This is a genomic window from Saccharopolyspora sp. NPDC002578, from assembly GCF_053592695.1.
In genome coordinates, this window is record NZ_JBSFWJ010000004.1 from 24,555 (window position 1) to 43,367 (window position 18,813).

Below are 18,813 nucleotides of genomic sequence, written 5' to 3' on the forward strand. Positions count from 1 at the left end.
GGGAACCGGAGGGGGCCCGTCACGGGCCACCGGACGGCCGCTCCAAACCTTCGAAGGTGAGCTTGGTGACCGCGTCGGCGAGCGCGGCGGCGTCCAGACCGGGCTGCGGGCGGTACCACTCGATGATCGAGTTGATCGTTCCGAACAGCAACCGGCTGGTCAGCGCCGGGTCGAGGTCGGAGCGCAGGCTGCCGTCGCGTTCCGCCTCCGCGACCAGGGCGCCGAGGAACGCGTCGATCTCGCGACGGCGGACGAGCGCGGCGCGCTCCACCTCGCTGTTGCCGCGGACCCGCAGCAGCACCGTCACGAACGGTTGCTCCTCGACGAGCACGTGCACGCTGCGCCGCACCACGTGGCGCAACCGGTCGATCGCGGGCCCCTCGCGGGATTCCGGTTCGGCGGTCACGGCCAGCAGCGCGTCCAGCGCGCGGTCCACCGTGCGGCGCAGCAGCTCCTGCTTGCCGGAGACGTGGTGGTAGATCGCGGATTTGGTGATGCCGAGGCGCTTGGCCAGCTCCTCCATGCTGGTGCCGTCGTAGCCGCGTTCGTGGAAGACGACCGCCGCGACGCGCAGCAGCGAATCCACGTCGTGGCCGGGCCTGCCCCGTCCGCGGGTCATGCGCCGCGCTCGTCGCGCACCCGGCGCAGCTTGCCCACCGAGCGTTCGAGCGTGCCGGGGTCGACGACGGCGATCTCCGCGGTGATGCCCACCGCGTCCTTGACCGCCCTGGTCAGCGAGGCGGGTGCGGCTCGTCGCTGGTCGGCGGTCGTGTCGTCGAGCGCTTCGACGCGGATCGTCATGTGGTCCATCCGCTCGCGGCGGGACAACGTGATCTGGAAGTGCGGCGACAGCCCGTCGGCGCGCAGCACGAGTTCCTCGATCTGAGTGGGGAAGACGTTGACGCCGCGCAGGATGATCAGGTCGTCGCTGCGCCCCGTGATCCGCTCCATCCGCCGCATCGCCGGGCGCGCGGTCCCCGGCAGCAGCCGGGTCAGGTCGCGGGTGCGGTAGCGGATGATCGGCAGGGCTTCCTTCGTCAACGAGGTGAACAGCAGCTCCCCGGATTCGCCGTCGGGAAGCGGATCGCCGAGGACGGGGTCGATCACCTCGGGGTAGAAGTGGTCCTCCCAGATGTGCAGCCCGTCCTTGGTCTCGGCGAACTCGGCCGCGACGCCGGGTCCCATCACCTCGGACAGCCCGTAGATGTCGACCGCGTCGATGCCGAGCGCCTGCTCGATCTCGCGGCGCATGTCCTCGGTCCACGGCTCGGCGCCGAAGATCCCCGCGCGCAGCCCGGTGTCGCGCGGATCGATGCCCTGGCGCCGCAGTTCGTCGACGAGGGTGAGCATGTAGCTCGGCGTCACCATGATCAGGTCCGGCCGGAAGTCGCGGATCAGCTGCGCTTGGCGCGCCGTCATCCCGCCGGAGGCGGGGACCACGGTGCAGCCGAGGTGCTCCGCGCCGTAGTGCGCGCCGAGCCCGCCGGTGAACAGGCCGTACCCGTAGGAGATGTGCACCAGGTCGCCGGGGCCGCCGCCCGCGGCCCGGATGGAGCGGGCCACCACCTCCGCCCACACCTGCAGGTCGTTGCGGGTGTAGCCGACGACGGTGGGCTGCCCGGTGGTGCCGCTGGAGGCGTGGATGCGGCTGACCTGCTCGCGGGGGACGGCGAACGCGCCGAAGGGGTAGTTGGCCCGCAGGTCGTCCTTGGTGGTGGCGGGGAACTTCGCGAGGTCCGCCAGGCTCCGGCAGTCGCTCGGATGCACCCCGGCGGCGTCGAACTTGGCGCGGTAGAAGGCGACGTTGCGGTACGCGTGGTCCAGCGTCCACTGGAGGCGTTCCAGTTGCAGGGCGCGGAGTTCGTCCTCGCCGAGCCGCCCGGACTCGCCGGGAGCGGTGGTGCCCGGCGCCGTCGTCGTTCCCGTCATGGCCTCGGGTCCTTCCCGCCGTTGAGGGTTCTGCTGTGGCCGCGGAATTCGGCGATCACCGGGGCGTCCGGTGCCGCGCCGCGGCGCACGGTGATGTCGTAGATGCCGCTGCGCCCGAAGCGGGTGCGCTCGGCGGCTTCGGCGTGCAGGTCGTCGCCGGCGTGGGCGGGCGCGACGAAGGTGATCTCGGCGCTCGCCGCGACGGTCACCGGGCCGTGGCTGTTGCAGGCGCAGGCGAACGCGGTGTCGGCGAGCAGGAACACGTAGCCGCCGTGCGCGATGCCGTGGCCGTTGACCATCGCCGGGGTGACGGTCATGCGGGCGGTGGCCCGCCCGTCGGCCGCCGCGCGCAGTTCGATGCCGAGAGCGCGGGACGCGTCGTCCTCGTCGAACATCGCTCGCGCCGGTCCGGCCACGTCTTCCGCCGTGCTCAACGGCTCCACCACCTTGCGTACTGACCGAACAGTCGGTTATTAATTGCAGTGTTGGTGGCGGCGGTCACGATGTCAACCCGCCGCGATCCCGTTCCCATCCGGTCGGCGGCGCAGCCGGCCACGAGGAGGTCGGCCCGCCCATGAGCAGCGCGCCAGTGCAGGTTCTGCCCAGTTTCGTGCAAGGACGATGGCAGTCCCCGGCCGACGAGGGAGTGGTGCTGCCGGACGCGGTCACGGGGGAACCGGTCGCGCGGATCTCCTCGGCGGGCATCGACATGGGCGCCGCGCTCGACCACGGCCGCCGCGTCGGCGGAGCCGCGCTGCGGGCGCTGACCTTCCACCAGCGGGCGGCGCTGCTCAAATCGCTCGCGTCGTACCTGCGGGAGCACCGCGAGGAGCTCTACGCGCTGTCCGCGCGCACCGGTGCGACGCGCGGCGACTCGAAGTTCGACGTCGACGGCGGCATCGGGGTGCTGTTCACCTACTCCAGCAAGGGCCGCCGCGAACTGCCCGACGGCACCGCCTACCTCGACGGCGCCGTGGAGCCGCTGGGCAAGGGCGGGACGTTCGTCGCCCAGCACCTGTGCACCCCGCTGCAGGGCGTCGCGGTGCAGATCAACGCGTTCAACTTCCCCGTGTGGGGTCCGCTGGAGAAGTTCGCGCCCGCCTTCCTCGCGGGGGTGCCGAGCCTGATCAAACCGGGCAGCCGCACCGCGTACCTGACCCACCGGCTGGTCGAGCTCATCGTCGAATCCGGGCTGCTGCCGGACGGGTCCGTGCAACTGGTCTGCGGCGGCGCTGGCGACCTGCTCGACCACGTCACCGACCAGGACCTGGTGTCGTTCACCGGCTCGGCCGCCACCGCGCAGCGGCTGCGCGCGCACCCGGCGGTGGTGGCGAACTCGGTGCGGTTCAACGCCGAAGCGGACTCGCTGAACTGCTCGATCCTCGGCCCCGACGCGCGGCCGGGCACTCCCGAGTTCGACCTGTTCGTCGACCAGCTCGTCACCGAGATGACCGTGAAGGCGGGCCAGAAGTGCACCGCCATCCGCCGGGCGCTGGTGCCCGCCTCGCGCATCGACGAGGTGGCCGCGGCGGTCTCGGCGAAGCTGGCGGAGATCACCGTGGGGGCGCCTGGCGCCGAAGGCGTGCGGATGGGCGCGCTGGCGGGCCTGGACCAGCGGGAAGAAGTGCGGCGGTCGCTGAAATCGCTGCTGGAGGTCGCGCGCGTCGTGCACGGCGACCCGGACTCGGTGGAACCGGTCGGCGCCGACGCCGAACGCGGCGCGTTCCTGGCTCCGATCCTGCTGCGCTGCGACGACCCCGAACAGCCCCAGCCGCACGAAGTGGAGGCGTTCGGCCCGGTCAGCACCCTGCTGCCCTACGACGACACCGAGCACGCCGTGCACCTCGCCCGCCTCGGCAAGGGCAGCCTCGTCGGCTCGGTCGTGACCGCCGACGCCGAATTCGCCCGCGACGTGGTGCTCGGCGCCGCCTCCCGGCACGGGCGGCTGCTCGTGCTCAACCGGCACGACGCCGCCGAATCCACCGGGCACGGCTCGCCGCTGCCGCAACTGGTCCACGGCGGCCCCGGCCGCGCGGGCGGCGGCGAAGAGCTCGGCGGCATCCGCAGCGTGCTGCACCACATGCAACGCACCGCGGTGCAAGGCGACCCGCAGACCCTCACCGCCATCACCGGCCAATGGGTGCCCGGCAGCGAACGCACCCGCACCGACGAGCACCCGTTCCGCAAGCACCTGGAACAGCTGCGCCCCGGGGACGCCGTGGTGGCGGGCCCGCGCACCGTGACCGAACAGGACGTGGCGCACTTCGCCGAGTTCACCGGCGACACCTTCTACGCGCACACCGACGAGGAAGCGGCCCGCGCCAACCCGTTCTTCGGGGGCAAGGTCGCGCACGGCTACCTGGTGGTGTCGTTGGCGGCCGGGCTGTTCGTCTCGCCCGAACCGGGGCCGGTGCTGGCGAACTACGGGCTGGAGAACCTGCGGTTCCTCACGCCCACCTACCCCGGCGACGAGATCACGGTGACGCTGACGGCGAAGCAGATCACCCCGCGGCAGAACGCCGACTACGGCGAGGTCCGCTGGGACGCCGACGTCACGAACCAGGACGGAGCCTCAGTAGCCAAGTACGACGTCCTCACCTTGGTCGCCAAGCAGGTCTGACCTCGTCTCGCTCCCTGTGCGAGGTGGGTCGGGTGGCGGAACCTCAGCGGCTTCCTCGCTGCGGGATCGATTTTTCGAGTGGCTCCGCCACACGCAAAATCGCTGTCCTCGCGAGGAAGCCGCTGAGAACCCGCGGGTGGTCCGGCTGCGTGCGTGGTCACTGCTCAGCGGCTTCGCCGCTGACAAGACAAGGGCGAACGACGCGCGTCTCACGTGGATGACCTGAAGGCGGGGCGGGTGCCTTGCTTTTCGGGGGGTGGCGCGGGAAAATTTACTGACCGAATGGTCGGTTCGGAGTGGAGAGGTGGAGGTGGCGCACGTGGCGAGCAGCGCGGCGGAGGTGACGACGCCGGAGCGGGTCTTCGAGGAGACGATCGAGCGGGATCAGCGGATCGAGCCGCGGGACTGGATGCCCGAGGGCTACCGCAAGACCCTGGTGCGCCAGGTCGCCCAGCACGCCCACTCCGAGATCATCGGGATGCAGCCCGAAGGCGCCTGGATCGCGCGGGCGCCCTCGTTGCGGCGCAAGGCGATCCTGCTGGCGAAGGTGCAGGACGAGGCGGGCCACGGGCTCTACCTGTACTCGGCGGCGGAGACGCTGGGCGCCGACCGCGCCGACCTCACCGCGAAGCTGATCTCGGGGCGGCAGAAGTACTCGTCGATCTTCAACTACCCGACGCTGAACTTCGCCGACATCGGCGTCATCGGCTGGCTCGTCGACGGCGCCGCGATCTGCAACCAGGTACCGCTGTGCCGCAGCTCCTACGGGCCCTACGCGCGGGCCATGGTGCGAATCTGCAAGGAGGAGTCGTTCCACCAGCGGCAGGGCTACGAGCTGCTGCTGACGATGATGCGCGGCACCGAGGCGCAGCGGGACATGGTGCGCGACGCGGTGGACCGCTGGTGGTGGCCGTCGCTGATGATGTTCGGCCCGCCCGACGGCGACTCGCCGAACACGCGGCAGTCGATGGCCTGGAAGGTCAAGCGCCACACCAACGACGAACTGCGCCAGAAGTTCGTGGACATGACGGTGCCGCAGGCCGACGCGCTCGGCGTCTCGCTGCCCGACCCGGAATTGCGCTGGAACGCCGACCGCGGCGCGCACGACTTCGGCGAGCCGGACTGGGCGGAGCTCAAGCGCGTCATCAGCGGTGACGGCGCGTGCAACGCGGAACGCGTGGAACGCCGCAGGACCGCCCACGAACAGGGCGAATGGGTGCGGGAGGCCGCCGCGGCGCACGCCGCGAAGCGGGCCGCACGGCAGGAGGCGACGGCATGAGCGAGCAGCAGGAGCGGTCGAACTGGCCGCTGTACGAGGTCTTCGTGCGCGGCAAGCGCGGCCTCAACCACGTGCACGTCGGTTCGCTGCACGCCGCGGACGAGCAGATGGCGTTGCACAACGCCAGGAACCTCTACACCCGCCGCAACGAGGGCGTGAGCATCTGGGTGGTGCCGGCCGCCGCGATCACCGCGTCGAGCCCGGACGAGAAGGACCCGTTCTTCGCGCCCAGCGGCGACAAGGTCTACCGGCACCCCACGTTCTATGACATCCCCGACGACGTCCCGCACATGTGAGGCCGCCATGTCCTTCGACAACGCCTACGAGGCGCTCACCGAGCAGAACGACGCGCGGTGGGCGTTCGGCACCGGTTTCGACGATCCGCTGGCCGGGGTGGACACCGCACTGCCACCGGGAGTCGACGCGGCCGTGCTGTCCGGGTACTGCCTGGCGCTGGCCGACGACGCGCTGATCGCGTCGCAGCGCCTCGCCGAGTGGGTGACCCGCGCGCCGGAGCTGGAGGACGAGGTGGCGCTGGCGAACATCGCGCTCGACCTGCTCGGCCAGGCGCGGCTGCTGCTGGCGCGCGCCGGGCGCACGGGCGAGGCGGTGCGCGACGAGGACGAGCTGGCGTACTTCCGCGACGCCCACGAGTTCCGCAACGTGCGGCTGGTCGAGCAGCCGCACGGCGACTTCGCGGAGACGGTGGCGAGGCTGCTGGTCCTGTCGAGCTGGCGGCTCGCCCTGTTCACCCGGCTGACGTCGTCGGAGGACCCGGTGCTGGCCGCGATCGCGGCGAAGGGCGCCAAGGAACTCGCCTACCACCGCGACTACGCGGCGCAGTGGGTGGTGCGGCTCGGCGACGGCACCGCCGAATCGCACCGCCGGATGCGGGCCGGGTTCGACGAGGTCCGGCCCTTCTTGGCGGAACTGTTCGCGGTCGGCGACGTCGAACGCGCCGCGACCGCGCAGGGCGTCGGCGCGGATCCCGCCGCGGCGCTGGACGAGGTGACGGCCGTGCTGGAGCAGGTGTGCTCCGCGGCCACCGTGGACGCCCCGCCGATCGCACCCGCCACCGAGGTGTCCGGGCGCGTCGGCGAGCACACCGCCCACCTGGCCCCGCTGCTCGCGGAACTCCAGGGCGTCGCCCGCGCGCACCCGGAGGGGACGTGGTGATGACCGCGACCGGACTGCCCCGCGCCCGGGAGATCGCCGAGGCGGTGACCGACCCCGAGCTGCCGATGCTCACCCTCGCCGACCTGGGCGTGCTGCGCGGCGTCGAGCTCACCGGCGACGGCACCGTCGTCGTGACGCTCACCCCGACGTACTCGGGATGCCCGGCGATGGCGGAGATGCGCGCCGACGTGCACCGCGGCCTCACCGCCGGAGGGTTCGAGCGGGTGCGGGTCCGCACCGCGCTGGACCCGCCGTGGACCACCGACTGGATCAGCGCGCGCGGGCGGCGCAGGCTCGCCGAGCACGGCATCGCCCCACCGGGCACCGCACCGGCGCGCGGCGGCCCGGTGCCGCTGCGGCTGGAGCCGCCGCGGGCTCAGGTTCGCTGCCCCCGCTGCGGTTCGCCGCGCACCGAGGAGCTGTCGCGGTTCAGCGCCACCGCCTGCAAGGCGCTGCGGCGCTGCACCGACTGCGCCGAACCCTTCGAACACGTCAAGGAGATCTGAGGGTGACTTCCACGATGGACGGGCCGGTGACTTCGCGCCGCGGCACCGGTTTCCACCCGTTGCGGGTGGCCGCGGTGGACCGGCTGTGCGACGACGCCGTCGCCGTCACCTTCGACGTGCCGGACGAGCTCGCCGCCGAGTTCGCGTTCCGCCCGGGGCAGTCGCTTACGCTGCGCCGCGCCGGAACCGACGGCGAGCACCGCCGCTCCTATTCGATCTGCGCGCCGGTGGGGGAGCGCCCCCGCATCGGGGTGCGGCTGGTGCCGGACGGGCTGTTCTCCGCGTGGCTGGTGGAGGAGGTGCGCCCCGGCGACCTGATCGACGTGGCGCCGCCGTCCGGATCGTTCACCCCCGACCTGGACGCCGACGGCAGGCACGTGCTGATCGCGGCGGGTTCCGGCATCACACCGGTGCTCTCGATCGCGGCGAGCCTGCTGCGGGACAGCGGCGCGGACGTGACCTTGGTGTACGGCAACCGGCGCAGCGACACGGTGATGTTCGCCGACGAGCTCGCCGACCTCAAGGACCGCTACCCGGCCCGGCTGGACCTGGTGCACGTGCTCTCCCGCGAACCGCGCGAATCGGAGCTGCTGTCCGGTCGCCTCGACGCCGCGAAGCTGGCGGCGCTGCTGGACGCGCTGATCCCGGTGGACGAGGACGCGCACTGGTGGCTGTGCGGCCCTTACGGCATGGTCACCGCCGCGCAGGACGTGCTCACCGGGCTCGGCGTCGCCCGCGAGCAGGTGCACCAGGAGCTGTTCTACGTCGACGAGCCCCCGCCGAACCCGATCCGGCCGGAGGACGCCCCGCCCGCCGGCGCGCGCAGCGACGTGACCGTGGTGCTCGACGGACGCACCAGCACGCTGTCGCTGCCGCGCGACGTCCCGGTCCTCGACGGAGCCCAGCGGTCCCGCCCGGACCTGCCGTTCGCCTGCAAGGGCGGCGTCTGCGGCACCTGCCGCGCCCAGGTCACCTCCGGTGCGGTCGCGATGCGCCGCAACTTCGCCCTCGAACAGTCCGAAGTGGACGCGGGATTCGTGCTCACCTGCCAATCCCTGCCCGTCACCGACGAGGTCACCGTCGACTACGACACCTGATCACGGCGAGCCCGCGGCGCGCAGCATGCGCAGGTGGCCGATCTCCGCGACGTTCTTCATCAGCTCGGCGTTCACCCAGGCGACCGTGTGGGCCACGGTCATCGCCGGATCGTCCCGCCAGGGGAACGGGGCGGGGTCGTCGAGCCGCCGGTCGGTGAGCTCGTCGAGCACGACCAGCCACTCGGCGCGCAGGTCGCGCAACCAGCCGACCGCCAGGTCGCCGTCGCCGGGCCAGGTGATGTCCGCGCGGTCGCGCGGCGGCCTGCCGCGCAGGTGGTCGAGGGTCGTTCCCCACCACCAGCCGATGTGCCAGGCGACCCAGGCGATCGTCGGGACCGGAACGGGATCGGGCTCGACCTCGGCGAAATCCGGCGTCCAGCCGCCTCCGGCGTCCGGGCGCAGCGTCCAGCAGAGCTCCGCGGGCTCCCACCGGAAGTCGGCTTCCTCCAGCCGCTCCAAGTGGTACTCGAACAGCGACCAGGTCATGTCGAACTGCCAGCGCAGCAGCTCCGGGCGCGAAGTGGGCACCGCTCGACCCTGCCACGCCAGGTGACGGCGGCGGAAATCCTTTTCGACGTCAGCCGCGGCTCATCTCGTCGAGCACGAGGACCCGGTCGTCCCAATAGGTGCGCTGGAGCTCCGCCGGGTCGTGATCGTCGAGGTACTCCGCCCACAGCATGAAGTACGTCCACCCCGGCTGGGCGTCGAGCAGCTCCGGCGTCGGGGCGGTGCCGACCTCGCCGAGCGCGATCGGCCGGTCGCCCGCCACCGCGAGCATGGCCTGGTAGTCGGCGTCGGTGGGGGCGGCCTTCTCCCAGATGTCGATCGAGGCCACGTCCACCTGCTCGTCCGCGGGCAGGTACGCGCCCAGGTCGCTGATGTCGGAGTCCTTCACGTTCCAGTTCCACACGAGGCTCGTCAGGCCCTGGCCGGTCAGGTGCTCGTGGGTGATCCGGTACAGCGCGGCGCTGCCGTCGGGGCCGGGACGTCCGCCCCACCAGGACCAGCCGTCGTTGATCTCGTGCAACGGACGCCACAGGACCTGCACCCCGGCGTCCTGCAGCTGGCGCAGGTACGGCACCGCTTCGTCCAGCCGGGCCTTCCACGCCTCGTTGAGCGGGGTGCCGTCGGTGATGAGCTCCTGCCACTGCTCGTCGGAGAGCTCGGCCCGCACCCCGTCGTCCCACGTGCACGACGAACCCTGGGTCGGCGGGCACACGTGCCAGGTGAGGCTGACCAGCGCGCCGTTGTTCCACTGGTTGATCGCCTCGTCGACCAGGTTCTGCCGGTCGCGCACGTCGGCCTCGGAGAACAGCAGGTCCCCGCCCCACAGCCCCGGGTAGTCCCCGGTGATGTCGTGGACCTGCTGGGTCCAGTGCGTCGGGTTCGACAGCGGTTCCTTGTTGTGCTGCCCGCTGATGGTGTTCGTGCCGGACACCGCCCGCAGGTAGTCGAGGGTCCCCGTCGCGGCCGGGGGCGCCGCGGTCGCCGGGCCGGCGGTCGCGAGCAGCACGGCCGCGGCGGCCAGCAGCGGAACGGAACGGCGACGGCGCATCGGCCCTCCAGGGTGATCGGCATCCGCCGGGAAGTCTCGACGCGCGCTCGATCAGCGGTCAACGATCGCGGCGAAGCTGTCGCATACTCGCCGGGCACGCCCGGCTCGCCTGGGCCGTGCGGCGCAATCCGGTCGGTGCGCACCACCGGGACGCGTGGGGCGACGGGGAGGCGCACCCACCCGTCGGCGCCGGAACATCCAATCTGCCACCGGCTCCGGCGGCGGCTAACGTTTCCCCATGGTCCCGATGCCGGTCACCGAGCGAGTCGTGCTGCGGGAGTGGGGTCCCGACGACGTCGACGACGCGTTCGCCGTGTACGGCACCGCCACGGTCACCGACTGGCTGGTGCCCTCGATGCCGCGCGTCGCCGACCTCGCCGCGATGCGCCGGGTGCTGTCCCAGTGGATCGAGGAGCAGCGCGAGCTGCCGCCGCCGCTGGGCCGGTGGGCCTTCGAACACCGCGAGAGCGGCGAGGTCATCGGCGGCGCCGAACTGCGGTTGTTGCCGCCGCACCTCGTAGACGTGGAGGTCGCCTGGCACCTGCGCCCCAACTCGTGGGGCCAGGGCTACGCGAAGGAAGCGACGCGGGAACTGATCCGCTGGGCGTTCGCGCACGAAGCCGTGGAGCTGTTCGCGGTCGTCGACCCGCTCAACGACCGCGCCCACCGCACGGCGCAGCGGCTGGGCATGGAATGGGTCGGCGAGACCACCAAGTACTACGACCGCACCTTGCACGTCTACCGCATCCGCCCGGGCGACCTGGACTGACCGCTGCTCTCCGGCCGCCCGGAGCAGCGGACCGCAGGAGTTGTCCTTGGTCTGGTCTGCGTAGGGGTCGGGTGGCGGAACCACAGCGGCTTCCTCGCTGCGGGATCGATTTTTCGAGTGGCTCCGCCACACGCGAAATCGCTGTCCTCGCGAGGAAGCCGCTGAGAACCCGCGGGTGGTCTTTTTGCTTCGGTGGCCACTGCTCAGCGGCTTCGCCGCTAAAGAGGCTCAACGAGGGCTTGTTCGGGCTCAGGCGTCCTGGTGGGCGATGAGGTGTTCCAGGAGGACTCGGGTGAGGTCGTCCGCGGCCTGCTCCGGGACCCAGTGGGAGACGTCCTCGATCATCTCGAAGCGGTAGTCGGCGGTGACGTGGTCCCCGGTGGCCAGCGCGGCGGTCGAACCGAGGGCGCCGTCGTCGGTGCTCCACACGTACAGCGTCGGGACCCGGATCGGGCCGATCGCCTCGGTGAGCTTCGACGCGCGGTACCAGTTCAGCGCGGCGTCCAGCGCGCCCGGCTCGCTGAACCGCTGCACGTACTCCTCGACGTGGTGCTCGGGGATCTTGTGCTCGTACATCCGCCGCAGCCGCCGCGCCCCGTCCTCCAGCAGCAGCTTGTCGGAGCCGGACCGGCGGAACACCTGCATGTACTCGGAGCGCCGCTGCTGGTCCTCGTCCTCGCGCAGGGCGCGGGCGAACGCGTCCAGGTGCGGGACGGAGACCGCGGTGAGCGACTTGACGCGGTCCGGGTGGGCCGCGGCGACCGCCCAGGCGACGGCGGCACCCCAGTCGTGGCCGACCAGGTCGAACCGCGCCCAGCCGAGCCGGTCCGCGATCGCGAGCACGTCGGCGACCAGCTCCTCCATCCGGTAGTCGGCGACCTCGGTGGGGCGCACGCCGGGGGAGTAGCCGCGCTGATCAGGGGCGACCGCGTGGCATCCGGCGCCGCCGAGCACCGCCAACTGCTCCCGCCACTCGATGGCTGCTTGCGGGAACCCGTGCAGGAGCAGCACCGGCCGGTCGCCCTCCTCGCCCGCGCTCAACGCGTCGAAGGTGCCCGCAGGGGTGGGGATCTCGATGTAGTCAGCCACCCCCGCACCTTAACCCCCGTCGTGGAGCCTTTGATTGATCTTGGCTTGCGTAGGGGTCGGGTGGCGGAACCTCAGCGGCTTCCTCGCTGCGGGATCCATTTCTGATGTATGCCATACACGGCGAAATGGCTGTCCTCGCGAGGAAGCCGCTGAGAACCCGCCGGTGGTCGGCTTGCTCTAGCTGGTCACTGCTCAGCGGCTTCGCCGCTGACAAGAAAACGTCCAATAGCGTCGGATAGGCGAGATCGAAGACGGGATTTCAGCCCGGTTCTTGGTCTTGTCAGGCCAGGCGGTAGCCCCAGGAGCCTTCGTGGACCTCGCCGGGGCGGAGCACGATCAATCCGTCACCTGTGACGAAAGCGTTGGGGGCGCACGTCATCGGTTCCACGGTGATGCCGGAGCGGGCCGGCCGGTCCGCTTCCGGGGAGTCGTCGGTGTAGACCTGCAGGTATCCGTGGGTGCGGTCCACCCACAGCTCCACCCGGCTCCCGTCGGACCGTCCGAATCGGATGGTCGCGATGCCCTCGGCGTCGCGGGCCAGGTCGGTGAACGCGGTGTCCATCACGGTCGCGCCGATCGGCCGCGCGGCGCGGTAGTCGAACTCGCCGCCCTCCACCGGGGCGGTACCGGTGGGGATCAGCCGATCATTGGTCAGGTAGTAGGTGCTCGCCGGCAGTTCGAAGACGATGTCGTCGATGCTGCCCGTCCCGGCCGCCAGGTAGGTGTGGTTGGCGGTGGCGAACGGCGCGTCGGCCTTCCCGATGTTGCGGGCCGACAGCGTGCTGCGAATCCCGTCGTCCCCCAACGCGAACTCGATGCGGAACGCCAGCTGGAACGGGTAGCCGTAGTGCGGGTGCAGCACGTGCTCCAACACGACCCGGTCGCGCCGGTGCTCGACCGGAGTCCACTCGGTGAAGCCCATCAGCCCGTGCAGCGCCGACTCCCGCTCCGGTTCGTTGATCGGCACCTGCAACTGCTCGCCGCCGAACTCGTAGCGCCCCTGGTCGATGCGATTCGCCCACGGCAGCAGGGTTTTGCCCTGCCAGCCCTCGCCGAGCTCGTCGGCCGCGTGCGTCAGCAGCATCTCGGTGCCGTCGACCCGCCAGGACAGCAAGGTCGCCGCGACTCCGGCCACCACGGCGCTGTGGCTGCCGGAGCGCAGCTCGTATAGCCGACCGTGCAGCGAAGCACCGGCGGACTCCGCGTGCGCCCGCCGCTGCCCGGTCGCGGACATGCCGGCGGCGGTGAGCCCCGCCGTTCCCGCCGCGGCCAGTGCCGCACCACCCAGCGTTCGCCTGCTCCACTTGCGGGACGAGACGTGCTCACCGGACATCGTTGTCCTCCTCGTTGCGGGAAGTCCTGTCGGGGCGGAGGCCCCCGGCCGGTGCGCACCGGCCGGGGGCGGCTGCGATTACGGGGTGCCCGCGTCGATCACGGCCCGGTTCGCGGCGCGGACCGCGTCCAGGTCCGGTTTGAGGATCTCGCGGTCGTAGGTGAAGAAGCCGTTCACCTCGTTCTCCACGTCGGTCGTCTGCGTGTAGACCGAGGCGGAGATCCCCTTCTCGCCGATGATGCGCACCAGGTCGTCGTGCACCTCCTGGTAGCGGCGGGTCAGGTCCTCGCGGGTCTCGACGATCTCGTACGACGAGGGCTCACCGGGCCACAGGTGCCCGTCCTCGATGAGGCCCAGCCCGCCGTACTCGCCGTCCACCGAGGCGCGGTCGCCGGTGACGTCCGGGGCGCCCGGACCGACGTAGGTGTGGTCGTCGTAGATGTGCCCGGCTCCGGTGTCCGGCAACGAGTCGCAGCAGTTCACGCCGCTGGCCGGGTTGACCAACCGGGACGGGTCCTGGGCCTGGACCTGTTCGGCGACGCGAGCGGTGTCGAACTCGCCCCAGCCCTCGTTGAACGGCACCCACGTCACGATCGACGGCGAGCTGCCGAGTTGGTCGATCATCTCGGCGGTCTCCGCCTCGAAGTTCGCCTTCGCCTCGTCACCGGGCGTCTGGCCGTTGACGAGCGCGGGCACGTCCTGCCACACCAGCAGACCGAGCCGGTCCGCGTGGTGGTACCAGCGCGCCGGTTCCACCTTGATGTGCTTGCGGACCATGTTGAAGCCGAGTTCCTTGGTCTGCTCCAGGTCGAACCGCAGCGCCTCGTCGGTGGGCGCGGTGAAGATGCCGTCCGGCCAGTAGCCCTGGTCCAGCGGGCCGTGCTGGAAGAGGATCTCGCCGTTGAGCGCCAGCCGCGGCCGGCCCTGCTCGTCGTCGACGAGCCCGATGGAGCGCATCCCCGCGTAGCTGCCGACCTCGTCGACCGGCTGCCCGTTCGCGTCGAGCAGGCGCACCGCGAGGTCGTAGAGGTACGGGTCGTCCGGCGACCACAGGTGCGGGTCCGGCACGTCCAGGCGCACGTCCTCACCGGCGGGCCCGGTCGTGCGCGCGACCTCGCCGCCGCCCGGTTCGCTGAGCACGGCCTCGATCTGCCCGCCCTGGGAGGAGGCGGCGTTCACGGTGAGGCTGCCGGATCCGAGGTCCGGGGTGGAGCGCAGGTGGGTGATGTGCGCGTCCGGAACCGGTTCCATCCAGACGGTCTGCCAGATACCGGAGGCGCCGGTGTAGAAGATGCCGCCAGGCTCGTTGCGCTGCTTGCCGACCGGGTAGGGGTTCGCGTCGTTGCGGTCCTCGACCTCGACGGTCAGCTGCTGCGGGCCGCTACCGGTGAGGGCGTCGGTGACGTCCGCGCTGAACGCGGTGAACCCGCCTTCGTGGGTGGCGACCTCCTGGCCGTTGACGCTGACCACCGCCTTCTGGTCGACCGCGCCGAAGTGCAGCAGCAGCCGCTGCCCGGCCCAGTCGGCGGGCACCTCGAAGGTGCGTTCGTAGCGCAGGTGGTCGTCGTGGCGCTGGATGCCGGACAGGCCGGACTCCGGCGGGTAGGGCACCAGGATCTGCTCGGAGGTCTCCGACGGGGGAGCGTCGGCACCGGCGAAGTCCCAGAGGCCGTTGAGGTTCTGCCAGCGTTCGCGCGTGAGCTGCGGACGGGGGTATTCGGGCAACGCGTTGTCCGGTCCGACCTGGTCGGTCCACCGGGTCGCCAGCGGTGGATCCTGCGGTTCCCATGCGGACGGGGACGCCTGAGCGGGCATGCCGATCACGGTAGCGAGCGAAGTGGCGCCGATCAGAGCACCGACGCGGAATCGGAGTAGTGGGCGGCGGGTCGACGCGCGACGGTGCACGTGGCCTCCTGGTGGATTCGAATCAGCGGGACTGGGCGGGCGCCGAGCCGCTTCCAGCAGGTCAGGTCCAGCCCCAGTGCTGAAAGTCGGGAGTTCTCGGCGTCGAGCCGGGAAATCAGGACGAATGCGAAACCACAACAAGCAACAACAGTGACCACAACCACACGCGAAGTCAACGGCACCACCCGAATGCCCGCGCATCGGAGCAACGCCATGGATCTGATCGGGTGTGCCGGTTAGGTTGGTCCGGCGCATCACGTGCGGCCCGTCCCGGGCCGCCCGAAGCGATGCGAACCCCGCCGCCGGAGTCGAGGAGGACGCGGACATGGCCCAGCAAGCGGTGAGCGGCCGAGCCGCCGCAGGACCGGGTGGAGCGGAGTTCCTGGCAGCACGAGATCTGCTGCTGAACACGCGGGAGGACTACGCCACGGCCCGCGCCGAGTTCCGCTGGCCCCGCCCGGCCGAGTTCAACTGGGCGCTGGACTGGTTCGACACCATCGCCGAGCGCGACGACCGCATCGCGCTGTGGATCGTCGAAGCCGACGGCAGCGAGCAGAAGCTGGCGTTCTCGGATCTGACGCGCCGCTCGAACCAGGTCGCGAACTGGCTGCGCGGGCTCGGGGTGTCGCGCGGCGACCGGTTGATCCTGATGCTCGGCAACCAGGTGGAGCTGTGGGAGACGATCCTCGCGGCGATGAAGCTCGGTGCGGTCATCATCCCCGCGACGCCGCTGCTCGGCCCCGACGACCTCCGGGACCGGGTGGATCGCGGCGCCGCCCGCCACGTGGTGACGTCCTCGGCGCACACCGCCAAGTTCGCGGACGTGCCGGGCGGCTACACCCGGATCGCCGTGGGCGGCGCGGACGGCTGGGAGTCCTATTCGGACAGCGCGGGTGCGGCGACGGCGTTCGAGCCGGACGGCGCGACCCGGGCCGAGGACCCGCTGCTGCTGTACTTCACCTCGGGCACCACCGCGAAGCCCAAGCTGGTCGAGCACACCCACGTGTCCTATCCGATCGGGCACCTGTCCACGATGTACTGGATCGGGCTGGAACCGGGCGACGTGCACCTGAACATCTCCTCGCCGGGGTGGGCGAAGCACGCGTGGAGCAACGTGTTCGCGCCGTGGAACGCCGAGGCGACGGTGTTCCTCTACAACTACGAGCGCTTCGACGCGCTCGCGCTGCTGCGCGAGATGCAGCGCTGCGAGGTGACGAGCTTCTGCGCGCCGCCGACGGTGTGGCGGATGCTCATCCAGGCCGATCTCACCGGGCTGGCGACGCCGCCGAACAAGGTCGTGGGCGCGGGCGAACCGCTGAACCCGGAGATCGTCGAGCAGGTGCGCCGGGCGTGGGGAGTGACCATCCGGGACGGCTTCGGCCAGACCGAGACCAGCGTCCAGGTGGCGAACACCCCCGGCCAGGAGCTCAAGCCGGGTTCGATGGGCCGGGCGCTGCCCGGGTTCGAGGTCGCGCTGGTCGATCCCGCCAGCGGGCAGGAGGCCGCCGAAGGCGAGATCTGCCTGCGCGTCGACCCGCGCCCGGTCGGGCTGATGACCGGTTACGCCGACGACGCCGAGCGCAACGCCGAGGTGCTGCGCGGCGGCTACTACCACACCGGCGACGTGGGCTCGGTGGACGAGGACGGCTACATCACCTACGTCGGCCGCACCGACGACGTGTTCAAGGCCTCGGACTACCGGATATCGCCGTTCGAGCTGGAGAGCGTGCTGCTGGAGCACGAGGCGGTCGCGGAGGCCGCGGTGGTCCCCTCGCCGGACCCGATCAGGCTCGCGGTGCCGAAGGCCTACGTGGTGCTCGCGCAGGGGTGGGAACCGTCCGACGGCACGGCGCTGGCGATCCTGCGGTTCGCGCGGGAGCACTTGGCGCCGTACAAGCGGATCCGCCGCCTCGAATTCACCGACCTGCCCAAGACGATCTCCGGGAAGATCCGGCGGGTGCAGTTGCGCACTCGCGAAGTGGAGATCCACGAGGATCCTTCTCCGGCGGGGGAGTACCGGGAGGAGGACTTCCCCGAGCTCAAATCCTGACCGCGTTTCCGCGCGTTTCTCGACGTCGTTCGAACGGACCGGCCGCCCGATCTCCTCGGGCGGCCGGTCCGCTTTCGCCTCCTCCGCGGGTGCCGCCTCCGGCGAGGAGGGGAAGTCGACCACCCGATCAAGTTAGGCTAGCCTAAGCAAAACTGATCGGGTGGTTCGGAACAGGACGGTGGGGGCGCGTGCAGAACGAGACGAGTGGGATCGCCGCGGTGAGCTCGGATGCCGAGCTGCGGGAACTGGTGGCGCAACCGCATCCCGTGATCGCGGAGAAGTCGATCGACCGGGTGGACGAGCAGTCCCGCCTGTTCCTGGCGGCCTCGCCCTTCTTCCTGCTGGCGACGACGTCCTCCGACGGGTCCCTGGACGTCTCGCCCCGCGGCGACCCGGCGGGCGCCGTGCTGGTGGAGGACGAGGGCCGGACGCTCGTGTTCGCCGACCGTCCGGGCAACCGGCGGCTCGACAGCCTGCGCAACATCCTCCGGCACCCGCAGGTGGGGATGCTGTTCATGGTCCCCGGCGTCAACGACACGCTGCGGGTGAACGGCACGGCGACGATCGTGCGGGAAGCGCCGTACTTCGAACGCCTCGAGGTCGAGGGCAAGCGGCCCGACCTGGCCATCTCGGTTCGGATCGACGAGCTGTTCCTGCACTGCGCGAAGGCGTTCCTGCGGTCGTCGCTGTGGGACCCGGCGGGCTGGCCGGATCGGGAGTCGGTGCCCAGCGCCGGCCGCATCGCGAAGAGCCAAGCGGGTACGAAGGTGCCGGAGCGGGTCCTCGACGCCGCGCTGAAGCTGGACGCGCGCTGGCGCAAGTACTGAAGCGCGCTCGCCGCTCCCGGGCGAGGAGGGGGCCGCTCGGGGCGAACGGAGCGCCGCCCCTCGTCCGTCGATGAATTCGCGTCGGCCCGGCCCGCGCCGCGCGGTGGCGATGCTCACCCGGATGCGACCGCGCCCGCGCCGACGGCGTACTGGGCGGTCACCCGGGGGAGTCGGAGGTCGACCCTGGGTTCGTGCGCTGCGGTTCCTCGTGGCGCGGTGACACTTGTCTCCGCAGCGGTGATCGCCGCGGAGATCGGCGTCGCGGCGGCCGGTGGGCGACGGGTTCCGCGCCGTTCACCGGATGCGGACGAGCGCCGTCCTCCGATGAATCGCGGTTCATGAAATGGCGGAATGAATTCCAACGTTCGCGCGTTGTGCGAATGCGAGAAAAACGGTCGGGTCGATGCGGTTCGCGGCGCCCGGCGCAGGTCGGAGCGCGTGGCCGAGGAGGCGGGCCGCGGCCCGGAGCAGGCCTTCCGCGCGGTCCGGAAGGCCCGGTCGAGCCTGGTGGGGCGGCGATCCACTAAGGATCTCCCCAGTAATTTCCGCCCAAGTCTGGCGCAGCGGGGGCGGGCATCGTAACATCCTGAGCCCCCGGGTCGATGTCCCGAGCGAAAAAGGGAAATCGGTATCACCCCGCGAGCCTCCCGTGATCGGTTTTGTAGGCATTCGCGGTTG

General features: G+C 71.2%; 17 protein-coding genes. 9 read left to right on the forward strand and 8 right to left on the reverse strand.

The genetic code is table 11. From position 1 onward, the window contains the following. Positions 1 to 19: 19 nt before the first annotated feature. The 3 genes from ACWD38_RS03510 to paaI are packed head-to-tail and all read right to left on the reverse strand — an operon-like array spanning position 20 to position 2,324. Complete coding sequence (locus ACWD38_RS03510; RefSeq protein ID WP_450123271.1) at positions 20 to 619, reverse strand: TetR/AcrR family transcriptional regulator; 600 nt, start codon at positions 617 to 619, stop codon at positions 20 to 22. After that, entirely contained in the window at positions 616 to 1,929 is a 1,314-nt protein-coding gene (paaK, locus tag ACWD38_RS03515) for a phenylacetate--CoA ligase PaaK (protein ID WP_450123272.1), read from the reverse strand. Before paaK ends, ACWD38_RS03510 begins: the two co-directional genes overlap by 4 nt. Continuing rightward, positions 1,926 to 2,324 carry a hydroxyphenylacetyl-CoA thioesterase PaaI gene (gene paaI, locus ACWD38_RS03520; protein ID WP_450123317.1) on the reverse strand — a complete coding sequence of 133 codons (399 nt, stop codon included), beginning with the start codon at positions 2,322 to 2,324 and terminating at the stop codon, positions 1,926 to 1,928. The genes paaK and paaI overlap by 4 nt, the downstream gene beginning before the upstream one ends. A gap of 179 nt (positions 2,325 to 2,503) precedes the next feature. Here paaI and paaZ point away from each other — a divergent pair, with 179 nt between their 5' ends. The 6 genes from paaZ to paaE all read left to right on the forward strand — a co-directional run bounded on the left by paaZ (position 2,504) and on the right by paaE (position 8,607). Beyond that, complete coding sequence (paaZ, locus tag ACWD38_RS03525) at positions 2,504 to 4,549, forward strand: phenylacetic acid degradation bifunctional protein PaaZ (protein ID WP_450123273.1); 2,046 nt, start codon at positions 2,504 to 2,506, stop codon at positions 4,547 to 4,549. Positions 4,550 to 4,868: 319 nt separating this feature from the next. After that, a complete protein-coding gene (paaA, locus tag ACWD38_RS03530) occupies positions 4,869 to 5,828 on the forward strand; it encodes a 1,2-phenylacetyl-CoA epoxidase subunit PaaA (RefSeq protein WP_184479443.1) in 960 nt (319 codons plus the stop codon). Then, positions 5,825 to 6,124: a 1,2-phenylacetyl-CoA epoxidase subunit PaaB gene (gene paaB, locus ACWD38_RS03535; RefSeq protein ID WP_184479442.1), complete on the forward strand. Its 300-nt coding sequence runs from the start codon at positions 5,825 to 5,827 to the stop codon at positions 6,122 to 6,124. Before paaA ends, paaB begins: the two co-directional genes overlap by 4 nt. Before the next feature lie 7 nt (positions 6,125 to 6,131). Beyond that, complete coding sequence (gene paaC / locus ACWD38_RS03540; protein ID WP_184479441.1) at positions 6,132 to 7,004, forward strand: 1,2-phenylacetyl-CoA epoxidase subunit PaaC; 873 nt, start codon at positions 6,132 to 6,134, stop codon at positions 7,002 to 7,004. After that, a complete protein-coding gene (gene paaD, locus ACWD38_RS03545; RefSeq protein WP_450123274.1) occupies positions 7,004 to 7,510 on the forward strand; it encodes a 1,2-phenylacetyl-CoA epoxidase subunit PaaD in 507 nt (168 codons plus the stop codon). Before paaC ends, paaD begins: the two co-directional genes overlap by 1 nt. Positions 7,511 to 7,524: 14 nt before the next feature. Then, a complete protein-coding gene (gene paaE, locus ACWD38_RS03550; protein WP_450123318.1) occupies positions 7,525 to 8,607 on the forward strand; it encodes a 1,2-phenylacetyl-CoA epoxidase subunit PaaE in 1,083 nt (360 codons plus the stop codon). Here the strand turns inward: paaE and ACWD38_RS03555 are convergent, their stop codons facing one another. After that, positions 8,608 to 9,135: a DinB family protein gene (locus tag ACWD38_RS03555; protein ID WP_343071409.1), complete on the reverse strand. Its 528-nt coding sequence runs from the start codon at positions 9,133 to 9,135 to the stop codon at positions 8,608 to 8,610. It abuts the gene before it with no gap. A 49-nt stretch (positions 9,136 to 9,184) separates the two neighbouring features. After that, positions 9,185 to 10,162: a glycosyl hydrolase gene (locus ACWD38_RS03560; protein ID WP_450123275.1), complete on the reverse strand. Its 978-nt coding sequence runs from the start codon at positions 10,160 to 10,162 to the stop codon at positions 9,185 to 9,187. A gap of 238 nt (positions 10,163 to 10,400) precedes the next feature. Here ACWD38_RS03560 and ACWD38_RS03565 point away from each other — a divergent pair, with 238 nt between their 5' ends. After that, positions 10,401 to 10,931, forward strand: coding sequence for a GNAT family N-acetyltransferase (locus ACWD38_RS03565; protein WP_343071408.1), 531 nt, complete (start codon positions 10,401 to 10,403; stop codon positions 10,929 to 10,931). Positions 10,932 to 11,180: 249 nt separating this feature from the next. Here ACWD38_RS03565 and ACWD38_RS03570 read toward each other — a convergent pair whose 3' ends face one another. The 3 genes from ACWD38_RS03570 to ACWD38_RS03580 form a co-directional block, all read right to left on the reverse strand. After that, the gene (locus ACWD38_RS03570; protein ID WP_184479438.1) at positions 11,181 to 12,020 is read right to left on the reverse strand and encodes an alpha/beta fold hydrolase; all 840 of its coding nucleotides are present in this window, start codon (positions 12,018 to 12,020) and stop codon (positions 11,181 to 11,183) included. Between the two features lie 280 nt (positions 12,021 to 12,300). Beyond that, on the reverse strand, positions 12,301 to 13,353 hold the full coding sequence (locus ACWD38_RS03575; RefSeq protein WP_450123276.1) for an aldose 1-epimerase family protein: 1,053 nt from the start codon (positions 13,351 to 13,353) through the stop codon (positions 12,301 to 12,303). Positions 13,354 to 13,431: 78 nt separating this feature from the next. Beyond that, complete coding sequence (locus ACWD38_RS03580; RefSeq protein WP_184479436.1) at positions 13,432 to 15,168, reverse strand: glycoside hydrolase family 2 protein; 1,737 nt, start codon at positions 15,166 to 15,168, stop codon at positions 13,432 to 13,434. Between the two features lie 415 nt (positions 15,169 to 15,583). Here ACWD38_RS03580 and ACWD38_RS03585 point away from each other — a divergent pair, with 415 nt between their 5' ends. Both ACWD38_RS03585 and ACWD38_RS03590 read left to right on the forward strand, forming a co-directional pair. Beyond that, positions 15,584 to 17,308 (forward strand): AMP-binding protein, encoded by a 1,725-nt coding sequence (locus ACWD38_RS03585; RefSeq protein ID WP_450123277.1) that lies wholly within the window; start codon positions 15,584 to 15,586, stop codon positions 17,306 to 17,308. 188 nt (positions 17,309 to 17,496) lie between these two features. After that, a complete protein-coding gene (locus ACWD38_RS03590; protein ID WP_343071407.1) occupies positions 17,497 to 18,135 on the forward strand; it encodes an MSMEG_1061 family FMN-dependent PPOX-type flavoprotein in 639 nt (212 codons plus the stop codon). Positions 18,136 to 18,813: the final 678 nt, after the last annotated feature.

What these genes read in the sequence shown, in the direction of transcription:
- paaC (WP_184479441.1), top strand. Translation starts at nt 6,132, where the DNA reads ATGTCCTTCGACAACGCCTACGAGGCGCTCACCGAGCAGAACGACGCG.
- paaE (WP_450123318.1), top strand. Translation starts at nt 7,525, where the DNA reads ATGGACGGGCCGGTGACTTCGCGCCGCGGCACCGGTTTCCACCCGTTG.
- paaZ (WP_450123273.1), top strand. Translation starts at nt 2,504, where the DNA reads ATGAGCAGCGCGCCAGTGCAGGTTCTGCCCAGTTTCGTGCAAGGACGA.
- paaK (WP_450123272.1), bottom strand. Translation starts at nt 1,929, where the DNA reads ATGACGGGAACGACGACGGCGCCGGGCACCACCGCTCCCGGCGAGTCC.
- ACWD38_RS03580 (WP_184479436.1), bottom strand. Translation starts at nt 15,168, where the DNA reads ATGCCCGCTCAGGCGTCCCCGTCCGCATGGGAACCGCAGGATCCACCG.
- ACWD38_RS03565 (WP_343071408.1), top strand. Translation starts at nt 10,401, where the DNA reads ATGGTCCCGATGCCGGTCACCGAGCGAGTCGTGCTGCGGGAGTGGGGT.
- paaB (WP_184479442.1), top strand. Translation starts at nt 5,825, where the DNA reads ATGAGCGAGCAGCAGGAGCGGTCGAACTGGCCGCTGTACGAGGTCTTC.
- paaD (WP_450123274.1), top strand. Translation starts at nt 7,004, where the DNA reads ATGACCGCGACCGGACTGCCCCGCGCCCGGGAGATCGCCGAGGCGGTG.
- ACWD38_RS03510 (WP_450123271.1), bottom strand. Translation starts at nt 619, where the DNA reads ATGACCCGCGGACGGGGCAGGCCCGGCCACGACGTGGATTCGCTGCTG.
- ACWD38_RS03575 (WP_450123276.1), bottom strand. Translation starts at nt 13,353, where the DNA reads ATGTCCGGTGAGCACGTCTCGTCCCGCAAGTGGAGCAGGCGAACGCTG.
- ACWD38_RS03585 (WP_450123277.1), top strand. Translation starts at nt 15,584, where the DNA reads ATGGCCCAGCAAGCGGTGAGCGGCCGAGCCGCCGCAGGACCGGGTGGA.
- paaI (WP_450123317.1), bottom strand. Translation starts at nt 2,324, where the DNA reads ATGTTCGACGAGGACGACGCGTCCCGCGCTCTCGGCATCGAACTGCGC.
- ACWD38_RS03560 (WP_450123275.1), bottom strand. Translation starts at nt 10,162, where the DNA reads ATGCGCCGTCGCCGTTCCGTTCCGCTGCTGGCCGCCGCGGCCGTGCTG.